Annotated in this window: 21 protein-coding genes, 1 tRNA gene and 1 other RNA gene; 22 read left to right on the top strand and 1 reads right to left on the bottom strand. The window is 41.2% G+C overall.

The window, feature by feature from the left end; genetic code table 11:
• From PYS60_RS02265 to PYS60_RS02355, 19 genes are all read left to right on the top strand, one after another.
• Entirely contained in the window at window positions 1–837 is an 837-nt protein-coding gene (locus PYS60_RS02265; protein ID WP_315570466.1) for a pseudouridine synthase, read from the top strand.
• A gap of 27 nt (window positions 838–864) precedes the next feature.
• Window positions 865–3,987 (top strand): DNA polymerase I, encoded by a 3,123-nt coding sequence (polA, locus tag PYS60_RS02270; RefSeq protein ID WP_315570468.1) that lies wholly within the window; start codon window positions 865–867, stop codon window positions 3,985–3,987.
• 14 nt (window positions 3,988–4,001) lie between these two features.
• Entirely contained in the window at window positions 4,002–4,622 is a 621-nt protein-coding gene (coaE, locus tag PYS60_RS02275) for a dephospho-CoA kinase (protein ID WP_315570470.1), read from the top strand.
• A 765-nt stretch (window positions 4,623–5,387) separates the two neighbouring features.
• Window positions 5,388–5,729, top strand: an RNA gene (rnpB, locus tag PYS60_RS02280) — RNase P RNA component class A.
• Window positions 5,730–5,904: 175 nt separating this feature from the next.
• Window positions 5,905–6,873, top strand: coding sequence for a class D sortase (locus PYS60_RS02285; RefSeq protein WP_315570472.1), 969 nt, complete (start codon window positions 5,905–5,907; stop codon window positions 6,871–6,873).
• Window positions 6,874–7,016: 143 nt separating this feature from the next.
• Window positions 7,017–7,190: a 30S ribosomal protein S21 gene (gene rpsU, locus PYS60_RS02290; RefSeq protein WP_066713789.1), complete on the top strand. Its 174-nt coding sequence runs from the start codon at window positions 7,017–7,019 to the stop codon at window positions 7,188–7,190.
• 43 nt (window positions 7,191–7,233) lie between these two features.
• A tRNA-Ser gene (locus PYS60_RS02295) sits at window positions 7,234–7,321 on the top strand.
• 257 nt (window positions 7,322–7,578) lie between these two features.
• Window positions 7,579–8,316: a pyruvate formate-lyase-activating protein gene (pflA, locus tag PYS60_RS02300; RefSeq protein WP_390866550.1), complete on the top strand. Its 738-nt coding sequence runs from the start codon at window positions 7,579–7,581 to the stop codon at window positions 8,314–8,316.
• Window positions 8,300–8,629 carry a thioredoxin family protein gene (locus tag PYS60_RS02305; protein ID WP_315570475.1) on the top strand — a complete coding sequence of 110 codons (330 nt, stop codon included), beginning with the start codon at window positions 8,300–8,302 and terminating at the stop codon, window positions 8,627–8,629. Before pflA ends, PYS60_RS02305 begins: the two co-directional genes overlap by 17 nt.
• 256 nt (window positions 8,630–8,885) lie before the next feature.
• The gene (gene pflB, locus PYS60_RS02310; protein WP_315570477.1) at window positions 8,886–10,886 is read left to right on the top strand and encodes a formate C-acetyltransferase; all 2,001 of its coding nucleotides are present in this window, start codon (window positions 8,886–8,888) and stop codon (window positions 10,884–10,886) included.
• Window positions 10,887–10,950: 64 nt separating this feature from the next.
• Window positions 10,951–11,184, top strand: coding sequence for a glycine radical domain-containing protein (locus PYS60_RS02315; protein ID WP_315570479.1), 234 nt, complete (start codon window positions 10,951–10,953; stop codon window positions 11,182–11,184).
• A 156-nt stretch (window positions 11,185–11,340) separates the two neighbouring features.
• Window positions 11,341–11,904 (top strand): TetR/AcrR family transcriptional regulator, encoded by a 564-nt coding sequence (locus PYS60_RS02320; protein ID WP_315570481.1) that lies wholly within the window; start codon window positions 11,341–11,343, stop codon window positions 11,902–11,904.
• A gap of 233 nt (window positions 11,905–12,137) precedes the next feature.
• Window positions 12,138–13,289, top strand: coding sequence for a lactaldehyde reductase (gene fucO / locus PYS60_RS02325; protein ID WP_315570482.1), 1,152 nt, complete (start codon window positions 12,138–12,140; stop codon window positions 13,287–13,289).
• Window positions 13,290–13,379: 90 nt separating this feature from the next.
• Window positions 13,380–13,763 carry a large-conductance mechanosensitive channel protein MscL gene (mscL, locus tag PYS60_RS02330; RefSeq protein ID WP_315570484.1) on the top strand — a complete coding sequence of 128 codons (384 nt, stop codon included), beginning with the start codon at window positions 13,380–13,382 and terminating at the stop codon, window positions 13,761–13,763.
• A gap of 60 nt (window positions 13,764–13,823) precedes the next feature.
• Window positions 13,824–14,456 (top strand): histidine phosphatase family protein, encoded by a 633-nt coding sequence (locus PYS60_RS02335; protein ID WP_315570499.1) that lies wholly within the window; start codon window positions 13,824–13,826, stop codon window positions 14,454–14,456.
• A complete protein-coding gene (locus PYS60_RS02340) occupies window positions 14,450–15,031 on the top strand; it encodes a histidine phosphatase family protein (RefSeq protein ID WP_315570501.1) in 582 nt (193 codons plus the stop codon). Before PYS60_RS02335 ends, PYS60_RS02340 begins: the two co-directional genes overlap by 7 nt.
• 10 nt (window positions 15,032–15,041) lie before the next feature.
• Window positions 15,042–15,689, top strand: a complete 648-nt coding sequence (locus tag PYS60_RS02345) for a CinA family protein (RefSeq protein ID WP_315570503.1) — start codon at window positions 15,042–15,044, stop codon at window positions 15,687–15,689.
• Window positions 15,690–15,702: 13 nt separating this feature from the next.
• Complete coding sequence (locus tag PYS60_RS02350) at window positions 15,703–17,310, top strand: lipid II flippase MurJ (protein WP_315570505.1); 1,608 nt, start codon at window positions 15,703–15,705, stop codon at window positions 17,308–17,310.
• Between the two features lie 14 nt (window positions 17,311–17,324).
• Entirely contained in the window at window positions 17,325–19,187 is a 1,863-nt protein-coding gene (locus PYS60_RS02355; RefSeq protein WP_315570507.1) for a phospholipase D-like domain-containing protein, read from the top strand.
• Window positions 19,188–19,278: 91 nt separating this feature from the next.
• Here the strand turns inward: PYS60_RS02355 and PYS60_RS02360 are convergent, their stop codons facing one another.
• Complete coding sequence (locus PYS60_RS02360) at window positions 19,279–21,054, bottom strand: aminopeptidase P family protein (RefSeq protein WP_315570509.1); 1,776 nt, start codon at window positions 21,052–21,054, stop codon at window positions 19,279–19,281.
• A 292-nt stretch (window positions 21,055–21,346) separates the two neighbouring features.
• On the opposite strand from PYS60_RS02360, the gene PYS60_RS02365 reads away from it, so the two are divergent.
• From PYS60_RS02365 to PYS60_RS02375, 3 genes are all read left to right on the top strand, one after another.
• On the top strand, window positions 21,347–21,673 hold the full coding sequence (locus tag PYS60_RS02365) for a helix-turn-helix transcriptional regulator (RefSeq protein ID WP_315570511.1): 327 nt from the start codon (window positions 21,347–21,349) through the stop codon (window positions 21,671–21,673).
• 128 nt (window positions 21,674–21,801) lie between these two features.
• Window positions 21,802–23,616 carry a Na/Pi cotransporter family protein gene (locus tag PYS60_RS02370; protein ID WP_315570513.1) on the top strand — a complete coding sequence of 605 codons (1,815 nt, stop codon included), beginning with the start codon at window positions 21,802–21,804 and terminating at the stop codon, window positions 23,614–23,616.
• Between the two features lie 129 nt (window positions 23,617–23,745).
• Window positions 23,746–24,936 (top strand): DUF1002 domain-containing protein, encoded by a 1,191-nt coding sequence (locus tag PYS60_RS02375; RefSeq protein ID WP_315570515.1) that lies wholly within the window; start codon window positions 23,746–23,748, stop codon window positions 24,934–24,936.
• Window positions 24,937–24,941 lie beyond the last annotated feature (5 nt).

A 24,941-nucleotide genomic window follows, 5' to 3' on the forward strand; every position in this document is an offset into this window, starting at 1 on the left:
ATGCCGGATTTAGCGAAAGTTACAGAAAAAATTATTAACGAGCGGCGGAGCAATAATTTATCGCCCTTGCCTGTTATATATGAAGATAATCATTTGCTGGTTGTCGAGAAATATCCTTTTATTTTGAGTCAACCTGACGGCAGTAAGAAAACGGATGCTTTGACTTTAGGCAAAGAATATATTCGCTTAGAATCGATTAAAGCCAATCGCCCCAAAAACGGCGGAATTTATTTAACTCCCTGTCATCGCCTTGATTATACTGTCGGCGGGGTATTGCTGTTAGCTAAAACAGATAAAGCCGCCGGTAGGATGCAGAAAAACGGCAATGGCGCTTTTATCAGCAAAAAATATGTGGCTGTAAGTGAAAGAAATACACAGGCGTGGGAATTACTGCAGAATAAGTTGGCCGAAGTTAAAATAGACGAGGATATTTATTATGTGTTAACCGGTTATGCCGCTAAAGATTCTAAGCAAATGAAAGCTGTTGTCCGCTTAAATGAGGCTCAAGGTTATAAGCCGGTATCTTTATTACTGCGCTTACTCGTAGATACACCGACAGCTTATATATGGCAAATAATTTTACAAACCGGACGTTTTCACCAAATTCGCGCTCAACTTGCGCTGGCGAATTTACCGCTGTTAGGCGATTATAAGTATAATCAACGGGATAAAGGCGAATTTTCCGGTCCTCTGCTGTGGTCGTATCAATTAGAGATAAAACATCCGGTAAAACCTGAAACTATGTGCTTTAACAGTTATCCTAAAGAACTTAATTTCGGCAAGTATGCGCAGATTGTTTGTAATGCTTTATGCCCCGGAAATAGAAGTTGTAAGTGAAATTTATAAAAGGGAAAATTGAGAAATATGAAAGAATTAATTGCTTCGGAAAACTATGATTTGCTGATTGTCGATGCCAACAGTTTAATTTATCGCACGCATTATGCCGCTTTGCAAAGTAATTTAACATGGCGGGGACTGCCGGTAGCTGCCACTTACGGCTTTTTCAATATTCTCTTAAAGACTGTACAGATGTACCCGACCAAGTATTTAGCCCTTTGCTGGGATGTGTCCAAGCAAACTTTCAGAAATGAACTTTTCCCCGAATATAAAGCCGGCAGAGCGCCGATGCCGGAAGAGCTGAAAGTTCAATTACCTCTGTTGCAAAATGCCTTACATTTGAGCGCTTTTGCTCAACTGGGCTATAAAGGTTATGAGGCGGATGATTTAATCGGCAGCTTGAGTTTTGCAGCTGCTGAAAAAGGGTGGCGCAGCTTAATCCTTTCAAGTGATAAGGATGATTTGCAATTGATTAATTCCAATGTTCAAGTTTTGATGCCTAAAGGCGGCGGCATTTATGAATTGTGGGATGAGGAGAAGTTACGCAGCGATTTCGGAGTAGACGGTAACGGTTGGTTGCAGATGAAAGCTTTAATGGGTGACAAATCCGATAATATTCCGGGAGTCAGTGGTATAGGTGTGAAAACAGCCGCCAAATTAATTGCCAAATATCAAACACTGGATAATTTGTTGGCACATTTGGACGAATTATCCGGTAAGCAAAAACAAAACATTGCAGAATCCGGCGCACAGTTGAATTTAGCTTTAAAACTTAGCTGTATTCGTTGCGATCTGGAGCTGTTCAATGAATGGGAAGAATTACTTAATCCCGGAATTAAGCAAAAGGAATTAGCGGAAATTTGTCAGCTTCTCCAATTTAATTCTTTGATTTCGCGTTACAATTTGCCGGTGCCGGCTGCAAAAATAGCTGTCGGACAATTAACCGATCCCGATTTTTTAGAAAACAAGCCGAATGAGGCTGTATGGCGCAGAAAAAGCGATAGTTGTGCGGATGTTAAAACAGAAGTCGAGGAAGCGGAGAGTTATGCTTCTGATTTAGACAAAGCCGATTCCCGTACCAGGCTGTTATTGGATTTTTTAACTTTAAATTATCGTTCGATCTTAACATATAATACGGGAGAAAGAACATTTATCCGTAATTTACTGCAGAAAATTCAAAACAAAGCGGCAAATTTGCCGTATTACAGTTTAGCTATGCCGTCGGTGCAGGAACGTAGAATTATTAAAACCGAATTGGAGACGGATACTGCCAACGAAGCGGCAAGTAAGGGCGCATGGATATATTTACCGTATTTGTGCGTAACAGAAGATACATTCTGTGTTGATTCCGATGTCAGACAGGGAATTTTGTGGAACAGCTCTCAACCGAATATTTATTACCAATTGTCGGCGGAAGCCTTGAGAGAATTTTTACTGAATTTGCAACACAAGCAACTGTCTTTCTGCGAACGGGAAGGTCAGGTATTCGAAGTACCCGGATTTTATACATTTTCATTGAAAGAGTTGCTTAAGTCCCTGAATTTATTTGAATTCAGAGCTGCTTTTCAAATAGATTGTGAAAACATTACAGAACAGGCATTAATGACCAAAAAAACCGAGAAGCGGGAATCTGACTTGGCGCTTCGAAAAGTCATAGCCGGTTCAGCCTGGGCGGATTTAGATTTACAGGCTTATGCTCTGGGTGTTCTGCAAACTGATTTATGGGCGGAATATCGCTGCCGGCATGAGCAACTTGAAGATGAAACGTATAAATTGGGGCAATTTTTGCAAGACTGTGTTTATTACCTCGATTTGTCTCTGTTGCAAATAATGTTGACAGATACTGCCGTTTTAGTTCATCGCATTGAACAACCTTTAGTTATAGTTTTGGCCGAGATGGAAAAAACAGGTATTAAATTGGATCAGGATGAATTGCAGAAGGCTGAAGATGCTTATTTATTGGAGATGGAGAAGGCGGAAAGGCAATTACTTTTTGCCGCCGGTAGAGAAATCAACTTAAATTCACCGGAGCAGGTGAGTAAATTGTTGTTTGAAGATCTGGCGATCAGCGCGCCGACAGATAAATTGAATAAATCCGGCTTTGTTTCAACCAAGAATGAATATTTACAGGAGTTGGCACCGTTTAATCCTGCGGTACGTGAATTACTCAATTACAGAAAATATCGGAAACTTCTTGATTTTGCCGTCGGCTTGGAGCAGTCGGTACAACAAGATTCAAGGCGGATTACGACCGAATTTCAACAGATGAAAACGGCAACGGGCCGCTTATCTTCACAGAATCCTAATTTACAGAATATTCCGGTTCGCTCGAACGTTAAAATAAGTTTGCGCTCAGCTTTTGTCGCCGATGAAAATGATTTATTGTTGGATATAGATTATTCGCAGATTGAGTTAAGAATTATGGCAGCCTTGGCTAATGATGAACATATGTTGCAAGCTTTTCAACAAGGTAAAGATGTTCACGCTGAAGTAGCAGCCCATATATTTCAGGAAGATCTTACGGCGGTAACGCCGGAGCAACGGACTAAAGCTAAGGCAATTAACTTCAGTCTTATCTACGGTGCTACAACTTTCGGCACGGCGAAGCGGCTGGGAATCAGTTTGGCGGAAGCTAAGGCCTATTTACAAGGATATTTTACAAAATATGCCGCGATCAAAGAATATATGAAAAAGCTGGTAACAACAGCACAGGCCAATGATTATATCCTGACTGCTTTCGGTCGTCGCCGCTATTTAGGCAAACAACCGGCGCATCAAGTCGTTACCGGGGAATTAAGCTTATATTTGACTGATTTGAGTAAATTACGGGAAAATCCGCCTGTAAGACAAAAGCCTTCTGCCAAAACATCAGCTGCCGATAATCGTATTATTATTAATACGCCTATACAGGGGACCGGAGCGGATATTATAAAACTGGCGATGCTTAAGAGTGCTTTGAAGATTCAAAAAGAACAATTGCCGGCGAAGTTGCTGCTGCAGGTGCATGATGAATTGTTATTTTCGATCGCCGGGAAGACAGCCGATAAAACAGCTGAGCAACTTCTGAAGTGTATGGAAAATATTACAAATATAGGCGTTGATTTGCAGGCGGCGCTGCATGTCGGGAACAATTGGGCAGATGTACATTAGAGAAGAGGTTATTTATGTTTGTTTTGGGAATTACAGGTGGAATCGGTTGCGGAAAATCAACTTTAGCCAAAATCTTTCAGGAATATTCCGTGCCGGTTTTAGACGCTGACAGAATTTCGCATGAAGTTACACAGGCAGGTTCACCGGTGTTAACGGAATTAAGGAATATTCTACCTGAAAATTGTTTTCAGGCCGATGGTAGTTTAGCTGCAGAAGAAACGGCACGACTGATTTTCAATAACAAAAAAATGCTGGATGCTGTGAGTTTACTTATTCATGAAGAAGTGACTAAAAAATTAATTAACGGAGTACAGCAGGCTAAGGAGGCCAAACTGCCTTTAATTGTTCTGGATGTCCCGCTTCCGGTTAAACAGGGATTTTTAGATCAATGCGATTATGTCGTAGTTGTTTGGGCAAATTCAGCTGAACGTTTGGAACGCTTGGAGAAACGCGGACTGAATAAGACAGAAGCCGAACAAAGAATAGCTTGTCAAATGAGCCGGGAAGAATATGCGAAAATAGCTGACCTTGTTATTGATAATAGCGGTGATATAGAAGATTTGTACAGAGCTTTTCATAAATTAGTCAAAGATGAGTTGAATAGTCGAGGTATTTTTTTACAGATACAAGCGTAAGTTCCCTAAAAATGGTTTCACTATAGCTTTAGTAAGATTTATTTTTAGCAGGTTGCACAAAAAAAGGAGCGTTTTTTGTGCGGTCTGTAGATTACTTGTGAATGCCTATAAAATTTACTGTCTTTTTAATGAATAGCGTGTTAAAGTGAAAACGATAAACCAAGTGGTTTAGGAGGGAATGCTTTATGTTAAGTGCAAAACAATTAAATCCTCATATGTAAAAGAATATTGTTAGATTAAAAAATATTCTTAGAAAGGAGAAAAATAGTGAAAAAACCTACATATAGCGAATCAGTTTGGATTTCATGGGTTTCGTTGCTTATTGAAATACTGTATATAATTTTGGTGTTATTAATTTTTCCTCCTAAGTATGGAAATGCTAGAACAGTTATTATGTTGGGGATAGGCATTATTTGCATGGTAGGAACAGTTGTATTCAGGATCAAATTTTGTAGATGTCCTAATTGCGATAAGTATATTTTTCGCTGTGTAAACCATCAATGTCCATTCTGCCAAAATTATCTTGATTAGATCATTTATTTTATACACAAATCTTTAGAACGAAAGCTTTGGGGATGGGAAGTTAAATATTTCTCATCTCCATTTTTTATTAGTTAATCGAAAAACGGTTAGATGCTTTTTGGTGCCGGAAAAAATCATGAATGGCGCAAAAACTGTAACGTACTTTCCACCAATGAACAGTCAAGGCGTCTTTTTGCAGAAAAAGATTTGAAAAAAACTCTTCAGATGGTTAGAATTAGATAATCAGATTAGTGGATAAACGCGCTTCAACATTGAAAAGTGTTCAAGTGAGGAAAGTCCGAGCACCGACGATCAAGGAACGCCGGATAACGTCCGGTAAAGGCGACTTTAAGGATAGTGCAACAGAAATAGACAGCAGCGCAAGCTGTGATGGTGGAAAGGCGAGGTAAGAGCTCACCGGAGCTGATAGGAGTCAGCTGCCATGTAAACCCCGTTCCGGTGCAACACCGTGGAAAGCGATAGATGATCGTACGCTTGAGGAGGTGGCTATGAGCTGTTTGGCAACAAACAGCACAGATAAATGTTTGTCCAAGACAGAACTCGGCTTACAGCTAATCTGATTATTTTTGAATGTATGAGGCTTAAATGTCGCATCACTATAGGAGATGTAACTTTTCCGCTTCTTTGGCTTGATTGTAACGAAACGGCAAAATAAGTGGGAAAATAGTATCGGGTACAAGTTATAAAGTTTATTAGTGCTATTATGAATTGTACTTACCTTAACAAGGAGTATGAATAGATGAAGAAAAGAAATCCGACAGGTCAGAATCCTAATAACTCTTTACCTAACGGCGATTCCAATCTGACACCGAATAATGGCGGTTTTGTTGATTTTACGGCAGAATCCGGAGCTGATAAAAATTTGAATAATATTGCGGCGCAATCTGAACAATTGACATCAGTTCCCGACAGCAGCACCGGTGCTTGGTTGCAATCGGAAGCACAGCGGGTACAACAGTCAGGGATTAAACCGGGCCGCAGAATGCATCCTAAGCGGGGCGGCAAAAAACGCAAACCGTTAGCTATTGCACTTAACGCCGTTATTGTTTTGCTGGTCGTTATAGGTATTTATCTTGTTTCCCGTCCTTTGATTTTGCAATGGAACCGTGACAGAAGTACGCAGGCTTTATTGCACGGCTTGGAAGCCAAGATGAGCGCCGGTAACAGCAAGGTTAATGAGACCTTGTGGGTCGATCCGAATGCCAATCCTATTAACGGCGAGGATTACGATTTGCCCCCGGGAGTTAATGCCGATGATTTGGTAATTAATGAAAAGAAGAACGACAAAGGCCAGGTATTGGTAGAAGCTATCGGTCGTATTATGATCGAATCCGTTAACATCAATTTGCCGATCGTCAAAGGTGCTACCGAAACGCCGCTTAAATACGGTGCCGGTTGGTATGACTATTCATCCAAAATCGGAGAAAAAGGCGGAAATGCCGTTATTCTGGCGCATCGTATGTTGACTTACGGCAGAATGTTCAATCGTCTGGATGAAGTAAAAAACGGTGATATCGTTGAAATTAACTACAATAACCAAAGCTACAAATACAAAGTCTTTGAATCATTCTCCGTTGATCCGAAACAACAGGATATGTATGAATTTTTCAAACCTTTGCAGAACGGTAAAACCGTTATAACTCTGGTTACCTGCTCCAAAGATGACGGCAAAACCCGTTTAATGGTGCGGGCGGAATTAGTCAGCTGATTGCCCGAGCTGTAAAGTGAATAAATGGCCGTCGATTGAATTCGGCGGCTTTTTTCGTTTACTTGAAATATTTCGTCAAATAGATTATAATTGCTCCGTTGCAAGGTTTTAACCTAATATTTGCACTGAGAGGAGTGATTAAGATGGCAGTTGTACGTGTAAAAGAGAACGAAACACTCGAAAGTGCATTACGTCGTTTTAAGCGTTCTTGCGCTCGCTCAGGCATTCTAGCTGAAGTACGTAAGCGTGAACATTACGAGAAGCCAAGTGTTCGCCGTAAGAAGAAACAAGAAGCAGCTCGTAAGCGCAAGCACTGATTGATTGAGCATTCGCCTGGTGGTGGGTGCTCATTTTGTAGAAGGAAACGTATCGAAGTGGTCATAACGGGCCTGACTCGAAATCAGGTAGTCCCGTTCGGGGCTCGAGGGTTCGAATCCCTCCGTTTCCGTAAAAAGCTCGCATTGCGGGCTTTTTTGTTTTTTGGACAAATTGCAGCAAAAAATCATTATAAGTATCTAAAAAGTAGTCGAAATCAATAAAAATGCCGCCTGCTTCCTGAAAGCTGCTATAATTATTTTATTGAGGCAGTTGTTTGACACTATTATTACACTGCCGTTAACAAATTTGCTGACGCTGATGTATTTGTCGGAAAAAGGCTGAACTATCTTCAGCTGAGACCTATAATATAAATTATGAAGAGGTGAAATTATGAAAGCGAGAATCCATTCTTTTGAAAGTTTCGGAACAGTAGACGGCCCGGGAATTCGCTTTGTTATCTTCATGCAGGGATGTCCGCTGCGTTGTTTGTATTGTCACAATCCCGATACTTGGTCAACTAAAGCAGGTACGGAATATGAACTGGAAGATGTCGTACAAAAGGTGTTGAAATACCGCAACTATATAAAGAACGGCGGTGTAACTGTCAGTGGCGGTGAGCCTTTGTTACAGATTGATTTTCTGATTGAATTTTATAAGCGCATGAAACAGGAAGGCATTCATACTTGCTGTGATACGTCCGGTTACCTGTTTACACCGCATAATCAGCCGAAGTTCGATGAACTGATTAAATGGTGTGATTTGTTCCTCTTGGATATAAAACAGATAGATCCGCAGAAACACATAATTTTAACCAGAGTTAAACATGATAACATTTTAAGATTTGCACGTTATTTGAGCGATCATAATAAAGCTATGTGGATTAGACATGTTTTAGTTCCCGGTTATACAGATGACAAAAACGACTGGATTAAGTTGAGACAATTTATCGACACCTTGAAGACCGTAGAAAAGGTGGAAATCTTACCCTACCATACGATGGGTGTTAATAAATATAAGATGATGAACATCAGCTATCCTCTTGAAGGCGTAGAACCGCCGAGCAAAGAGGTGGTAGCAATGGCCAGAGCTGTTGTGGAAAGGGGAGAATATGACAAAACAAGTTAATATTACTAATGATAATTTCCTTGAGGTTGTGAAAGAAGGTACGCATTTGGTGGAATTAAGCGGCGACGGCTGTTCCGGGTGTATTGCCCTTAAGCCGACGGTTATGCAGCTTCTGCCGAAATATCCGCAGATAACTTATCACTATGTGGTTGTTACTCATGAAACGTCGGATATTTGTCACAAATACGGTGTTGACAGAATACCTGCTTTGTTACTGTTGCACAACGGCGTTTTGGCAGCTTTGGTTAAAGGCTACCAACCTGAGGAAATTTTGGATTTGTGGCTGGAAGATCAACTCAGTCGTCTGAAATAATGCTCTGACATTTTAATAGAGACATTAATGATGATGAACTTTAATTTGACATTTTGCACATAATTTTGTCAGGCACTTGTAATTGCTATGTAATTTGTGCGAAAATAACTAAAAGTTGATCTCGATCACGAAAAAACTTGAGCAAAAGTTACATTGTAACTGCCGTCATTTTTTTGGATGACTGCAGTTGCTATACTTAGGCTACAGGTTAGATAGAGAGCAAATAAAAAGCCTGTACAAGGCATAGGAGGCAATAATGGAAGCTTACAGAAGTTTCAAAAAAGGTCATTGGATGGACACTATTAACGTCCGTGACTTCATTCAACGTAACTACACACCTTATGAAGGCGATGATTCCTTCTTGGAAGGTCCGACAGAGGCTACTAAAAAATTGTGGGATCAGGTAATGGAGTTGAATAAACAGGAAGCAGCAAAAGGCGGCGTTTTGGATGCTGATACTAAAGTTGTTTCTACTATTACATCACACGGCCCCGGTTATTTGAATAAGGACTTAGAGAAGATCGTCGGTTTCCAGACAGATGCTCCTTTCAAGCGCTCTTTACAACCTTTCGGCGGTATCCGCATGGCTGAAAGCGCACTGGAAGCTTATGGTTATAAAATTGATCCGGAAGTAGTGGAGATTTTCACTAAATATCGTAAAACACATAACCAAGGCGTTTTCGATGCTTATACACCTGCTATGAAAGCAGCTCGTCACTGCGGTATTATCACGGGTTTGCCTGATGCATACGGCCGCGGACGTATTATAGGCGACTATCGTCGTGTTGCGCTTTACGGTATTGATCGTTTGATTGAAGATAAGAAGCAACAATTGGAGATTTTGGAATCCCCGACTATGACAGCAGATATTATTCGTGATCGTGAAGAGATCAGCGAACAAATCCGCGCTTTGGGTGAGATGGCCGAGATGGCTCAGAGCTATGGCTTTGATATCCGTCGCCCGGCTGAAACGGCACAAGAAGCTATTCAATGGTTGTATTTCGGTTACTTGTCAGCAGTCAAGGAGCAGAACGGTGCAGCTATGAGCTTGGGCCGTACTTCAACATTCTTGGATATTTACATTCAACGTGACTTGGATGAAGGCACATTGACCGAGAAGGAAGCACAGGAATTGATGGATCATTTCGTTATGAAATTGCGTTTGGTCAAGTTCATGCGTACACCTGAGTACAACGCTTTGTTCTCCGGCGATCCTACATGGGTTACAGAGTCAATCGGCGGTATGGGCGTTGACGGTCGTACTTTGGTTACTAAGAACTCTTTCCGTGTATTACACACTTTGTCCAACTTGGGACCGGCTCCTGAGCCTAACATGACAGTTCTGTGGTCCCCGAGATTGCCGATCGGTTTCCGTCGCTTCTGCGCTAAGACATCTATTAAGACTTCTTCTATTCAATACGAGAGTGATGAATTGATGCGTCCTGAGATGTTCGATGACTATGCTATCGCTTGCTGCGTCAGTTCCATGATCGTCGGTAAGGAAATGCAGTTCTTCGGTGCTCGTGCTAACTTGGCTAAGTGCTTACTCTATGCTATCAACGGTGGTATGGATGAAAAGAAGAAGATTCAAGTTGCTCCTAGATTCGCTCCGATTACAAGCGAATATCTTGACTATGATGAAGTCATGGAGAAGTACACACAGATGATGGAGTGGTTAGCCGGCTTGTATGTAAATACATTGAACGTTATCCACTATATGCATGATAAATACTGCTATGAGCGTTCAGAGATGGCTTTGCATGATCGTGAAGTAAAACGTTACTTCGCAACAGGTATCGCCGGTTTGAGCGTTGTCGCAGACAGCTTGTCAGCTATTAAATACGCTAAGGTTAAGGTCATTCGTGATGAAGACGGCGTAGCTGTTGATTATCAGACAGAGGGTGATTTCCCGAAATATGGTAACAACGACGATCGTGTCGACTTGATTGCAGCTCATTTGGTCACAACCTTTATGAATATGATTCGTAAACATCATACTTATCGTAATAGTATTCCGACAATGAGTATCTTGACCATTACTTCTAACGTTGTTTATGGTAAGAAGACCGGTACAACACCTGATGGTCGTAAAGCAGGTCAACCGTTTGCTCCGGGCGCTAACCCGATGCACGGTCGTGACAGCAACGGTGCTTTGGCTTCCTTGGAGAGCGTTGCTAAGTTGCCTTATGACGATTCTCGTGACGGTATTTCAAACACCTTCTCACTCGTACCTAATTCCTTGGGTAAAGAAGAGTAAGGCGATATTAAATAGGTTAACTTGTTAGAGTTAAAATAGATATAAAAGAAGGAGATGTTGTCTTATGGCTAAAAGAGAAGACAATTTGGTAGAATTGATTGATGGTTACGTTATGGATGGTGGATACCATTTAAATGTTAATGTGTTCAATCGTGAAACATTGTTAGATGCACAAAAACACCCTGAAAAATATCCGCAATTAACCATCCGCGTCAGTGGTTATGCTGTTAACTTCAATAAGTTGACAAAGGAACAACAAGACGAAGTTATTGCTCGTACAATGCATGAGCATATGTAATATCACTCATATTCGGTGATGTAAAGCGGGGGATGTCGGCAACGGCATCCCCGCTTTTTATTTGAACAATAATTCAGCAATAATCCATTTTCTGCCGGGCAGTATTTTTTTTGGACTTGTACTTTATAATATAAGTACAGGCGGAGGATAAGCGAGATGGATACAGGGAAAAGTCAGGATTTGAAGTATCGTTTGGCTGCGGCATTAAAGCAATGCATGAGTAACAATAAGGTGGAGAACATTACTGTGAAGCAGATTGTTTCGACCTGCGGAGTTTCGCGCCAAAGTTTTTATCGTAATTTTATTGACAAATATGATTTAATTAACTGGTATTTCGATCGTTTATTAGCCCTTTCTTTTCAAGCTATGAGTGAAGGTGAAAACATCAGGAGCGGACTTTGTCGCAAGTTTGCTTATATTCGTGCTGAAAAAGTCTTTTTTGCGGCTGCATTTCGGGTGGATGAACAGAATAATTTGAAAGAGCATGATTTTTCCGCTATTCAAAATTTTTATCGTCATTTAATTCGCTCACGCAGTAATGAAGAACTTACGGCCCGGGATGATAAATTGTTGGAATTATATTGCCAGATGTCCATATATATGACTGTCCAGTGGGTTTTACACGGGATGGTGATGAGTGACAGCGAATTGGCCGATTTATTGATTGACGCTATGCCGCCACGGATTCACGAACTGTTTTTACGCTTGGAGATTTTGTAGTTGAGTTGGTCTTGAGTTGGCGAATAAGGAAAAAATCTCTTGTCAATTTGTGCAGATTATCCATTATATTTTGTGTATTTTGTCTAAAATAGCAGCATAATCCACAAATTTGTTACACAATTATTTTTCTGTAACTTACATAAATTCCTTTTCCTTGCTATTATATGAATGTAAGCCAAAGATAATTTTGGAACGATTGTTACAAATGTTCGGTCATAAGGAGATTAAAATTTATGGTTCACAAAATTTCACTTAACGGTACATCATATCATGGTGCAGGTGCAATTAAAGAGATAGTCAATGAGATAAAGTCTCGCGGCTTTCATAAGGTGTTTTTGACCTCGGATCCGGATTTGGTAAAATTCGGTGTGACGACGAAAGTTTCGACTTTACTCGAAGCAGCCGGTATTCCGTATGAACTTTATACGGAGATTAAACCTAATCCGACAATTGAGAATGTTCAACACGGTGTAGCTGCTTTCAAAAAGGCTGCAGCTGATTGTATTGTAGCTGTCGGCGGCGGTTCGTCTATGGATACTTCCAAAGCTATTGGTATTATTATTACCAATCCTGAATTTGCTGATGTGCGTTCTCTTGAAGGCTTATCTCCTACTAAAAATCCCTGTGTACCTATTATTGCTGTTCCGACAACAGCAGGTACGGCAGCAGAAGTTACAATTAATTATGTTATTACCGATGTTGAAAAAGAGCGTAAATTTGTTTGTGTCGACCCTCATGATATGCCTATTGTCGCTGTAGTTGATCCAGAAATGATGGCTTCGATGCCGCGCGGTTTGGCAGTTGCTACCGGTATGGATGCTTTGACCCATGCAATTGAGGGTTATACGACCAGAGCAGCTTGGGAAATGACAGATATGTTCCACTTGGAAGCTATTCGCCTTTTGTCCGGTAATTTCCGGGCAGCGGTTGCGGGAGATATGACAGCTAAGGCGAATATGGCATTAGGCCAATATATTGCCGGTATGGGCTTCTCTAATGTCGGTCTCGGCATTGCTCATTCGATGGCGCATACTTTGTCGGCCCATTATGATACACCGCACGGTATTGCTTGTGCGATGTTCCTGCCGATTTCTATGGAGTTCAACCGTGACTTTACCGGCACCAGATTGCGTGAAGTTGCTCGGGCTATGGGCGTTAAGAATGTTGATACAATGAGTCAGACTGAATATCGTCAGGCAGCTATCGATGCTGTTAAACAATTGACTTTGGACTTGGGTGTATCTAAGACTTTAGATAAAATTACCGAAGGCGATTTGGATCAATTGGCAACGGATGCCTTAAACGATGCTTGCTATCCGGGCAATCCGCGAGAGGCTACTAAAGAGCAGGTAATTGCGATGTTCCGCCAATTAATGGTGAAGTGAAACGCTGAATAGATGCTTCTGAAAGGGCGGCTGCGGCCGCCCTTTTTTTATATGGCTGTGCTAGAATAGTACTATTCGAAGGAGATACATATGGAAAAATGGGAGAAACTTTTGCAGGAATTCAAGGCCTTTATTGCTCGCGGCAGCGTTGTAGACTTGGCTGTCGGTGTTATTGTCGGCGGAGCTTTCTCGGCTATCGTCAAATCTTTGGTCAATGATATTTTAATGCCGATTATCGGCTTACTCCTGGGCGGTTTGAATTTCAGCAATTTGAGTTTCGGTTTGGGCGAAGCCAAGATTATGTACGGCGCTTTTTTGCAGGCTGTAATTAATTTTTTCATCATAGCCTTTGTTATTTTCTTTATTGTGAAGTTAATTAATTTAGTTTATAAGAAGCAGTCACAGGAAACGATTAAAACCGTGCCGGAAGACGTGAAATTATTAACTGAGATCAGAGATTTACTAAAAAAATAGACTTTCTCTTAAATTTACCTTGTGACATTCGGATTTAGAGAGATTTTCAAAGGAGGCAGGATGCAAAAAATATATTTAATGGTGCCGGTAAAGACATTATTTGATGAAAATGATAAAATTCAGGGCCGTTCCGATTCCAAAGTGAGTGAGACGGCAGAAGTACCGATAAAAGAGGCTAAGGATTATTTGCGCAAGCTGGGCGAAATTATTACTTGTGTTTCACCGCAGGAAAGAGCAATAGTTACAGCGAAACTTTGTCAAATTTCTCAATGGCGTATGGAAGATTATTTGACGGATTTTGATTTCGGCGTTTTTGAAGCGCAAAAAAATTTTTTGTTGCCGCGAGTATCCCGGAACGTGCCGGATGATTATGGTGATTTTTTCAGCTCTTACGGCTATGGCGGTGAAAGCAGTTCGGCGGTATCTGAGCGCTTGGAGACGGGAATAAAAAATCATATTGCCAAGTTGCAGAACAAAGAGGCCGATTTGCTTTATATAAGCGGGAAACATGCGATATACACTTTCTATCTTCACCATCGAGAACAGAACGGTAAGCTTTTACCTGCAAGCTTTTTTACGCCGGCTTCTATCCATACGTTTACATATAGTCAGGGAAATTTCAATTATGTTACTTCCGCTGTCTTTTCTCAGACAGTTCCTGTTGTCTCGGAAAGTGAGTATTATTCATGGTAAAAAAATTGTATTTGGTGCGGCATGGTGAAACCCAATTTAATAAATTGGATATTATTCAAGGGTCATGTGATTCTAAATTGACGGCAGCAGGTAGAGAACAGGCAGCTTCTTGCGGTCGACTCTTAAAAAAAGAAGGAATAAAGTTCGATCGGATTTTCTGTTCAATTGCTTTACGGGCTCGGGAAACGTTATCTTATATTACTGATCAGGAATACACTTATCTTTCCCAACTGAAAGAATGGGATTTCGGTTTGTTTGAAGGCGAAGGGCAATGTTTGCAAAGACCGGAAGTGTTCAACAATTTATCGCCTGACTTTTATGCGCAGTTCGGCGGTGAAAGTTTGACCGACTTTCAAAAAAGAATTGACGGGGCAATCAGAGATATTTTGACTGATACCGGAGATAATTTCCTGGTTGTGGCGCACGGTTGTGTCAATTGGGCCTTTTTTGAAATGGCAGTAAAACCGGATAATGCGCCGCCGGTGAAGTTTACTAATTGTGCTGTACAAGTTTATCGGCAGGAAGGCGAACAGTTTATTTACGAAAGAACGCTTGATCCTTTGAGCGAGTTATGATGAGGGCGACATGAGAAAAGAAGAAAATTCGGAAAAGTTGCTTTATTCCGACAGCTTGCTGAAAGTTCAATTGTTGTCGGCAGCCGACATGACTTCTTTGTTGGCAAAAAGTAACCGCAGATTGGGTGCTTATTTACGAAAAGAAAAGTTACATTTAGTGACGGCCGAGTCGTTGACAGCCGGTTCTTTGTCCGGGTATATAGCCGATATAAGCGGTGCGAGTGATTATTTAAGCGGAGCTTTTGTCTGTTATACTAATCAGGCGAAACAGACGCTTTTAGGTATACCTGCGCCGATGCTGGAGAAATATAGTGCAGTTTCAGCTCCGGTGGTTCAGAGTATGGCGAAAAACAGCTTGAAGCGCCTGCCACAGGCTGATATAGCGGTGGCTTTGAGCGGGTATGCCGGACCGCAGACTGCGAATTGGCAGGAAAAGGAAGCTTGCGGGACTGTGTATTTTGCGCTTGCTTTACCGCTACAGCTTATAGATAAATCAACTCAAGTTACATGCGCTGCAACTGATTGCATAGCTTGTGATTATGGCGACGATGTGGCAGTATTTACTTATAAAAAAATTTTTTCTCCGAAGAGAAATCTTGTGCGCTTGGCAGCCTGCCTGTTTGCAATCAGAGAACTTTCGGCAATATTGGCGATTTAATTAGAGATTGGAGATGAAGATAATATTGGACAACGGTAAGACCGCCGACAGACCTTTAATTCGCAGTAATTCTTTCAAAAAAGCGACAATTATTCTGATTATCGGTTTGTTACTCAGTAAAGTGACGGGACAGGCACGTGAAGTTCTATACGGGGTGGTATTGCAGAAACCGTATTTAACGGATGCTTATGTTCAGGGCTTTTTAATTCCCGACTTTATCTATGAACTATTGATAGGCGGTTCGATTCAGGCTGCTTTGATTCCAACTTTAGCGCAAGCTTTGGGAACTGAGCAGGAGAAAAAAGCTTGGTATGACGTTTCGACATTTATCAGTTTTTTCAGTATTCTGATGTTTATTTGCCTTTTGTTGCTGGAAATTTTTACTCAGCCTATATTATCTTTAATTAGTAAAAGCGAAAATTTAATCTTGACGGTGCAAGTGGCCCGCCGATTATTCCCGCAAACTTTTTTTATGATGGGAGCGGGTTTAACAATTGGCATATTGAATGCCCATAAATTATTTACCAAAACGGCCTTAGGACCGGGCTTGTATAATATTTTTGTTTGTTTGAGTTTAATATTATTGGGAGCAGCGTCTGAAAAGGCTTTATTGCAAGTGGCGTGGGGCATCAGTGGCAGTGCAGCAGTTTATTTTATCTGGCAATTATTTTTAGCGCGGCGAGTAATTACTCCCTTAAGATTGAATTTGCACTTTTCCCGTCCCGGTTTTCGGCGCCTTCTGTTATTAGCTTTGCCGACTTTATTTTCCGCATCTATTGCGCAATTGGGAAACATAATTTTACAAGCTTACACTAAAACGATGCCTGCAGGCAGTGCGACAGCGTTGAGGTATGCTTCGACTGTTTGGATGTTGCCGTACGGCATTTTTACCGTTGCTATCGGCCAGGTAATGTTGCCGACCTTATCAACATGTATCGGGCACAATGATCCGATTAAAGCCGGGCGGATGCTCAATAAAGCCTTGCGATTGGTTTTGCTTTTTGCTTTGCCTTCCGCCTTGATTTTCTATGCTTATCGCACGGAAATTATGGTAGGAATTTTCTGGTGGAAAAATTATTTACCTTCAAGTGCTGCCGCTAATCGGGAATATTATGATATTTTGGTTAATGCCGGCCGAATATTGCAATTTTATTGCCCGGCGATTATTTTTCAGTCGGTTATCTATATTTACAACTTTGCTTTTTATGCTCACAGTATTACCGTAATTCCTTTGGTGAATGCCGCCGTTTCCTTGCTGTTAACTTTAGGTTTGGGTTATATAGCGGAGCAACGGCAGGAGATTTCCGGTTTATCTTTAGCTTTTGCCGTTTCGACGTTGTTTATCGCCTTGTTGTTACAAGCTTTGTACCATCACCGATTTAAGCCTGAGAAATTACGTAATTTCGCTTATTTTATTTGGCAAAATTGGGTAGCTTTGACTATTTTGGCAATTTATCTGTTGGTTGAAGTGCATGTTAGCGCTCGGATTCCGTATGTTAATAAGCTGTTTTCTTTAGCGGTTATAGGTGCGCGCGCCCTCGTCGCTTACGCTGTTTATTTAGCGGCAGCGTATCTTGTCGGTATCAAAGAAATTAAAGAAATCCGGCATTTATGGCATTAGGAGAAGAGAAGAGAATGCAGACAACTGTAAAAGATAATAATAAAGGAAAGTTAAAACAAAGATTACAAAAAGTTCGGGCGCGCAGAATTTATCTGTTGGGTAGCTTGGTTGTTTTGCAGTTTATCTTTTTTGTCGTTATTTTTTTCACCGTGCAAAATAATGCTATGCGCTTTTTCAGTTTAGGCAATTTCCTTATTTTTCTTGCTCTCGCCTGGTTCATTATGACCAGACATATGACTAATTCCGCCAAATTGAGCTGGTTATTGTGTGGTGCGGTGGCTCCGGTTTTTACTTGGCTGTTTTACGGCTTTTCTGTCAGTAATTTACTGCAACGGCGAACCCTTTTAGCGCAAACTTTCAGTAAAGAAAGAATTTTTGTCAGCTATTTTCATAAAGAAGGCCGGAGCTTGATGGCTCGTTTAAGACCTTTATTACAGGCGGAAGGCCTGGGCAATTTTTATGAGATTGCCGCATTAGCTTTTCATCATAACGGCAGTAAAATTTATTTGAATCAGAAAGTTGAATATTATCGTTGCGGAGAAGAGGCCTGGCCGCAGATTAAGGCGGCAATTAAAGCGGCCAAAGTTCACATCTGTATCGAGTTTTATATTATAAAAAACGGCACGATGCTGGAGGAAATGCTGGATTTACTCTGTCAAAAGTTACAGCAGGGAGTAGAAGTTTATTTATTGTATGACGGTGCCTGTGATTTCCTGCTGAATTTTGATTTGGCGCGCACTTTGAAAAATCAAGGTGCGAAAACTGCGGTGTTTATGCCGATAAACGGTAGATTTACCATGGATCATAACCATCGTAACCATCGTAAATTAATTATTATCGACGGGGAAACTGCTTTTACCGGCGGCATAAATTTGGCTGATGAATATATTAATTTGCGCTCGCCTTTCGGTTATTGGAAAGATGCCGTTATCTCCGTGCAGGGGGAAGCAGTTCAACGTTTACAGGGATTTTTCCTGGCGGATTTTTTGGCAAGTTGTTCGCAAGATGACGAAAAAATTATTGCTAATTTGATTAATGCCGATTTAGCGGCTTTTAATTCCAGTCAGGCAAATTTGAATTTAACTGTCAATATGCGGGATTACGACGTGAAATTATTAAAGCGGCGGGACAAACACCAAGATAATTGGGAAAATAAAAATCAATTGCTGCCGGCCTGGAAGAAAAATCACGGGCATAAAAGCGGGCATGAGTTCCTGCATTTAAGTACTAAAGAATTGGATCGCCAGAACGATATACCGTGGGGACGCCGACAAAGTGAAATTAAATTTACCGGCGGAGATATGCCCGCCATCCCGAATTTGCCTTGGGAAAATTTGCTCGTCCCTTATGCCGATGCTCCCAGTGTCGGTAATTCTCTGGCTGAAAATATTTATTTACAGGCTATCTACAGTGCGACAAGCTCCTGTCAGATAATGACGCCCTATCTTATCCTGGGAGATGAATTGTTGCGTGCTTTAACAGTAGCTGCCAATCGCGGCGTTAAAGTGGAAATATATTTGCCTTACATTGCCGATAAAAAAATTATGCAGGTTCTGGCACGGGCTGCTTATCCGGTTCTATTGCAAGCCGGTATAAAAATTTATGAATTTCTTCCGGGATTTATTCACTCTAAAGTATTGCTGATTGATCAGCAGATAGCAGTTATCGGCAGCGTGAATTTCGATTTTCGCAGCATGTATTTGAATTTTGAGAACGGTGTTATAATCTACGACCGGATTCTGGGCGAAAAAATTGCAGCCGATTTTCGGACTATCAGACCGGAATGTAAGCAGGTGGACTTGGCGTATTGCCAAAGCTTGAGTATCAGCGATAAAATTTGGGGTATTGTTTTACGGCCGTTAGGTCCGTTGTTGTAATTAAGTTGATCGCAGCAGGCCGATTAGAGCTGAAAAAAGCCTTATGCTTCGAAGAGGCATAAGGCATGATTTTACTCGAATTTCCCGAAAATCAGAGGGCTTTGGTGGCATTCTTGAGCCAATTTTTCTCATTCTCATTCAGGAACGGAGAAATTTTCTCATAGCAGGCTTGATGGTAATCATTCAACCACTTAATTTCAGCAGCAGTTAAATATTTTTTATCTATTGCCCGCAACTCGAAAGGCACATAAGAAACAATTTCAAAACGATAGAACTCACCGTGCTCATTTTGGCAATCTTTCACGGTTAAAACATCGTTTTCAATCCGGATACCGTGCTTATTGGCCTTGTAAATACCCGGCTCTACCGTGGTTAACATGCCTAATTGCAAACTTACCTGATTGGAACGGGTCGAAATTGACTGCGGACCTTCATGAACATTCAGGCAATAACCGACACCGTGACCGGTACCGGACTTGTAATCGGTTCCCGTTTGCCACATAGGATAACGGGTAATGCCGTCCAAACTGATACCTGTAGTGCCGCGCAGGAAACGGGCGCTCATTGTATCGACACAACCTTTAACTACGTGAGTGTAATCGAAAATCTCTTCTTCTGTCAGAGGACCGACAGCTTGCGTCCGGGTAATATCGGTTGTACCGCCGTAATATTGACCGCCGGAATCATGAAGGAAGAAGCTCTTATTTTGTAAAACTGCCTGTTTCTCAACGGAAGCGGAATAATGTAACATTGCGGCATTATCTTTATAAGCTGCAATAGTTTCAAAACTGGGTTCGATGAAACCTTCCTGTTCCTGGCGATATTCCAACAGCTTGGCGGCACAGTCCAACTCTTTAATTTCGTGTTTGCCGATATTCTGATCCAACCAGCACATAAACTTGCAAATAGCGGCGGAATCTTGGAGGAAAATGCCTTTCAAATTAGCAATTTCCGTCGGATTTTTAACAGCTTTCTGATAAGTTGAAATATTAATTCCGTCGACCAGGGAATAATTGCTGCTTAAAATTTGATAAATTCTATAATTGACCATCGAACTTTGAATGTATACCTTCGCAGTCTTAGGTAAAGCGGCAATATCCTGATAAATTTGCTCGTAAGGTAAAAGCGTTACCCCTTCAGCCTGTAAATTTTCAGCCAAAGCGGTCGGAATTTTATCCGGATCGGCATAAAGGAAGGCCTGTTCCGGAGTAATCAAAGCGAAGCTGAGCAATACAGGACAGCAGGGAATATCAAAAGCCCGAATATTGTACAACCAACAAATGTCATCCAGCGAAGAGATAACCGAATAATCGGCATATTTTTCCTTGAGACGTTGACGGAAATCGGCCAATTTATCGGCAGTACGGCAACCTGTAAACTTCAATTCATGCAGCCAAGCCTGCTCCTTGGAGACTTGCGGCCGATCAGCTGTCCATAATTGCCCGATTAAATCGACATCGACCAATTCAAAATCGTGTGCCTGAAAATCTCTGAGGTAAGCATTAATTGTTTGCGCCGGTAAGATTGCGCCGTTAAAACCGATGCGACTGCCGTTCGGTAAAGTTAATAAAAATTCTTTGACAGTAGGAACATTCGGCCAGTTCATCTTCATCATTTGAAATTCCGTGCCGGCAATTTCTTTTTCACAGCTGATCCAATAACGGCCGTCAGCCCAAATCAAAGCCTTGTCCGGTGTGACAACCACAGTTGAATTTTCACCGCTGAAATTACTGATCCATTCCAAAGTCCGATAGTGATCGGCAAAGTATTCACTTTGATGGTCATCGCCGGTGACTTCAATAAAAGCTGCCAGATTATTGTCCTGCATCAAGCGCCTTAACGCTTGTAATTTTTCTGCATTATTCATCTTATACCTCACTAAAAAATTTTTGCCATAGCAAATATTCCTTTAATTATACACCGATGCCGGCAAAACAATAATAGAATTACGATCTTTGAGCAAAAAAACAAAAAAAAAACGATTTTTTCCAAAAATAATAAATATAAAAATACTCACGATGCCTTTGAAATCCCCGTTTTATCGAGAAAAACGTTCGAATTATGCTTCGAAAAATAAAAATTACTTAATTTGCTTTTTGCCCTAATATCCAGCAATCTAAAGTTGTTATCCGGTTTGATTGAGAATGGAGGGAAGTAATATGAAAAATTGCATAGAAGAGTATCGTCGACCCTTGGATTTGTCCCAATACAGATTGGGCAAGAAAATCGGTTTATCACGGGTAACGGTCAATAAGATTGAAACGTGTAAAATAATTCCTAATTTAAGTATCGCGCATGCTATCGCCGCCAGCCTCGGAGTATCAATATATGAAATTTTTGATTTGGACGGCAGCGGTACTTTTACTTGTCCTTGTACCCTGAAGAAAAAGCGAAAAAGAAGACGCAGCAGAAAGACATGCGAAAATGTCAATCCGGCAGCGGAGGCGGCAGGACAGAAAGCTGATAAAAAGGGTAAAAGCGTCTGATTTTCTCCGCCTTTTATTTATTTTGTGCCAAATTGCAAATTTAAGGCTTTTTCATGTTAAACTATAAATGTTGTTGAAGATAATATTAGGACTGAAACAGATTTGATTAGTTTATTAATAGGAGCAGAATGGGTTTATTTAAGGTTTTAGATTTGTTGGGGGGCGTGGCACTGTTCCTGTACGGCATGCATGTCATGGGAAGAGGTTTGACGCGGCTGGCGGGCAATAAATTACAAGGCTTATTGGAGAAATTGACAGCCAGTAAGATTAGAGCTTTAGCCTTGGGTGTAGCTGTAACCCTGTTGGTTCAATCAAGCGATGCGACGATAGTCATGGCTATCGGTTTGGTAAATTCCAATATAATGGGGTTATTGCAGGCTTTATACGTTGACGTGGGTGCTAATATCGGCACGACAATTACAGCCTGGATATTATCGTTGAACGGCCTGGACAAAGGTGCTTCGGCTTCTACCATTTTTTATTATCTCAATCCTTTAAGTTATTTGCCGCTTTTGGCTGTCGTCGGAGTTATATTTGTGGTATTTATCAAAAATACTAAAAGGTATAACATAGGCTCGATTATGCTGGGCTTTGTCCTTATAATGTACGGCATGGATGTGATGAAAGCGGCAGTCAGACCCTTGCAGGATTCCGCTAATTTCAGTAAGTTTATGCTCAGTTTGGGAAATCCTTTTACAGCGATTTTGTTCGGTATTCTTATAACTGTTATTATTCAAAGTTCCTCGGCGTCAATCGGTATGCTGCAGGCGTTTGCTTTACTCGGCCTGATAGATTTTAAGTTGGCGATTCCCGTTATATTAGGTTGTAATATCGGAACTTGCGTTACTTCTTTAATATCTGCCGTCAGTGCCAATAACGACGGTAAATGTGTAGCGTTAACAAATTTTGTTTATAAGATTGACGGCGTTGTCATTTTGGGCGGCGCCTTTTATTTGGTCAATTTATTTTACCCTTTACCTTTTATGTTTTTTCCTGTTACTCCGGTCGGTATTGCTATTGTGCATAGTACATTCAACATTATCAATGCCGCCTTACACTTTCCTTTCATGTATTGCCTAGCCGACTTGGTAAAACGTTGTCTGCCGCAAAAAAGAGTTAATACTTCACTTGCCGATATGCAGATGGATACAGCTTTGAAAGCTCTTGATGATCGTTTCCTCAATACGCCGGCTTTTGCTGTTCAACAGAGTGTCCAAACGGCACTTTTGATGGGTAATTATGCTAAATCGGCAATGTATAAAGCCGTAGCTTTAATCGAAAATTATAAAGAAGAAGAGTTCGTACAGGTCGATAAATTGGAGGAACTGACAGATAATATCGAAGATGCGCTGGCGCAATATACTTTGAAATTATCGACTCACAGAATGTCGGATGCCGATAATAATTATTTAACCATGGTGATGCAAAGCTTGTCTTATTTTGAGCAAATCGGCGATCGAGCTTTAACTATTGCCAAAGCGGCGAAAGAGATGCATACCAAAGGCCTGCAGTTTTCCGCTGGAGCCTTGGCGGAATTGCACGTTTTGGAAAAAGCGGTTTTTGAAATTATGGAACGGACGTTCGATGTTTATAAAGAACAGAATGCCGCCAAAGCCAAGATGGTAGAACCTTTGGAAGAAGTTATCGACTATCTTGAAAGAAAAGTCAAGAACCGTCATGTCAGACGCTTGCAGTTGGGTTTATGTACGATTGAACTCGGATTTATTATGAATGATATTACAAGCAGTTTGGAACGTACCTCGGATCATTGCTCGGCTATCGCTCTGTCAACCGTCGAAGCTAATTGCAACGAATTCGGAGCCCATGCCGTAGCTTTGGAATTAAAGGAAGAAAATCCGAGTAAATTTAAAGAATTGTACTTAAAGTGGAAAGATGAATATCGCTTGCCGGCTGCCGAGGCGATGAATGTGAAAAAAATGTAGCATTTTTATAAAAGGCTGACCGAAGAAATTCCCGTTTGCAAAATTGTGGATATAATAGGCTGATGAAAACCAAGAGCTGTTATAGCAGCATGATAGGAATAATTATCATGCAGAAACAGAGGTGTTATTATGAAATACGAAAAACAATTGGCAACGGTTTTGAGCGCCTGCTTGGCTCTATCTGTCACTTTGACGCCGTTGGCTGCAGATTTGCCGCAGACTGACAAGAATTCTCAAGGTAACGTGGCAGCTGCAAACGATCAGGAAAAAACAGCGAAACAGGAACCGAAAGACAAAAAGGCGGATTCAGCTGCCGACTCGCAAAAGAATGGCGATAACAAGAAAGAAAAGTCGGTTACTTCCGTCACTTCAACTACTGCAAATTCGCCGAAACAGACGACAAAGAGCAATAAGTCCGGTCTGGAAAAAGTGCAGGAACAGGATGCCGGTAAATTCGAAGTAGTTTGGAAGACGCCGGTGGTTGTATACGGGGCTGCTTTGTCGATCAATGAAATCAGTCGGACCAGAGAATTATTCGGTTTGGGCAATGTTAACGCTTTAAGTGAAACAAGTGTGGACAGCCGTGATTTGTATCGCTACTTGGGCAGCAGTGCCGTTGACGGCGATATGATTTCTTCAGTTGCCGTACAGAAACGGGAGAAAGGCTTCGGAGTTCGCGTAAAAATCGTAACACCGAGTATGATTACGCAAATTACGGATGCTATGTATACCAATGCGGCCATTTCCGCCGGTGTCAGCGACTGTCAGATTTTAGTAGCTTCAACTCGTCCGGTTACAGGCGAGTCGGCTCTGGCCGGTGTTTATAAAGCTTTTGCTTTGAAAGGTGAAACTTTCAATTCCAAGCAGATGCAGGTTTCGCAGGCCGAACTTAATACGGTTAACGCTATAAATCAAAGCAATGCCAAAGTTAAGGGATACAACAAAGCTTATATGGACAAAGTTATTTTGGACACCAAATTGGCTATGCAAAAACGGGCCGGACAATTAGGTACAGGTTTGGCTGCCGGCGAGATTACCAAAATTATTAATGCGAATTTGAGCAAGTACGGTTTAGGAAATATTGTTAAGAGCAATCAGGTTGAAGCTTTAACCAAATTGTTTGAACGTTTCCAAAATACTGATGCTATCAATTCTCCGGTAGTGCAACAACAGTTACAGATATTAAGCAGTAAACTGCAAACTGTTTTCGACCAATTCTATCAGGATGCCAAGAAGGCAGGATTCTGGGATCGAATTGTCAAGTTTGTGACGGATGTTTGGGACACGATAATGGATAGTGTCAATAAACTTTCCAAGTGAAATTT

The organism is Amygdalobacter indicium, from assembly GCF_029101545.1.
GTDB lineage: Bacteria > Bacillota > Clostridia > Saccharofermentanales > Fastidiosipilaceae > Amygdalobacter > Amygdalobacter indicium.

What these genes read in the sequence shown, in the direction of transcription:
- PYS60_RS02265 (WP_315570466.1), top strand. Translation starts at nt 1, where the DNA reads ATGCCGGATTTAGCGAAAGTTACAGAAAAAATTATTAACGAGCGGCGG.
- polA (WP_315570468.1), top strand. Translation starts at nt 865, where the DNA reads ATGAAAGAATTAATTGCTTCGGAAAACTATGATTTGCTGATTGTCGAT.
- coaE (WP_315570470.1), top strand. Translation starts at nt 4,002, where the DNA reads ATGTTTGTTTTGGGAATTACAGGTGGAATCGGTTGCGGAAAATCAACT.
- PYS60_RS02285 (WP_315570472.1), top strand. Translation starts at nt 5,905, where the DNA reads ATGAAGAAAAGAAATCCGACAGGTCAGAATCCTAATAACTCTTTACCT.
- rpsU (WP_066713789.1), top strand. Translation starts at nt 7,017, where the DNA reads ATGGCAGTTGTACGTGTAAAAGAGAACGAAACACTCGAAAGTGCATTA.
- PYS60_RS02305 (WP_315570475.1), top strand. Translation starts at nt 8,300, where the DNA reads ATGACAAAACAAGTTAATATTACTAATGATAATTTCCTTGAGGTTGTG.
- pflB (WP_315570477.1), top strand. Translation starts at nt 8,886, where the DNA reads ATGGAAGCTTACAGAAGTTTCAAAAAAGGTCATTGGATGGACACTATT.
- PYS60_RS02315 (WP_315570479.1), top strand. Translation starts at nt 10,951, where the DNA reads ATGGCTAAAAGAGAAGACAATTTGGTAGAATTGATTGATGGTTACGTT.
- PYS60_RS02320 (WP_315570481.1), top strand. Translation starts at nt 11,341, where the DNA reads ATGGATACAGGGAAAAGTCAGGATTTGAAGTATCGTTTGGCTGCGGCA.
- fucO (WP_315570482.1), top strand. Translation starts at nt 12,138, where the DNA reads ATGGTTCACAAAATTTCACTTAACGGTACATCATATCATGGTGCAGGT.
- mscL (WP_315570484.1), top strand. Translation starts at nt 13,380, where the DNA reads ATGGAAAAATGGGAGAAACTTTTGCAGGAATTCAAGGCCTTTATTGCT.
- PYS60_RS02335 (WP_315570499.1), top strand. Translation starts at nt 13,824, where the DNA reads ATGCAAAAAATATATTTAATGGTGCCGGTAAAGACATTATTTGATGAA.
- PYS60_RS02340 (WP_315570501.1), top strand. Translation starts at nt 14,450, where the DNA reads ATGGTAAAAAAATTGTATTTGGTGCGGCATGGTGAAACCCAATTTAAT.
- PYS60_RS02345 (WP_315570503.1), top strand. Translation starts at nt 15,042, where the DNA reads ATGAGAAAAGAAGAAAATTCGGAAAAGTTGCTTTATTCCGACAGCTTG.
- PYS60_RS02350 (WP_315570505.1), top strand. Translation starts at nt 15,703, where the DNA reads ATGAAGATAATATTGGACAACGGTAAGACCGCCGACAGACCTTTAATT.
- PYS60_RS02355 (WP_315570507.1), top strand. Translation starts at nt 17,325, where the DNA reads ATGCAGACAACTGTAAAAGATAATAATAAAGGAAAGTTAAAACAAAGA.
- PYS60_RS02360 (WP_315570509.1), bottom strand. Translation starts at nt 21,054, where the DNA reads ATGAATAATGCAGAAAAATTACAAGCGTTAAGGCGCTTGATGCAGGAC.
- PYS60_RS02365 (WP_315570511.1), top strand. Translation starts at nt 21,347, where the DNA reads ATGAAAAATTGCATAGAAGAGTATCGTCGACCCTTGGATTTGTCCCAA.
- PYS60_RS02370 (WP_315570513.1), top strand. Translation starts at nt 21,802, where the DNA reads ATGGGTTTATTTAAGGTTTTAGATTTGTTGGGGGGCGTGGCACTGTTC.
- PYS60_RS02375 (WP_315570515.1), top strand. Translation starts at nt 23,746, where the DNA reads ATGAAATACGAAAAACAATTGGCAACGGTTTTGAGCGCCTGCTTGGCT.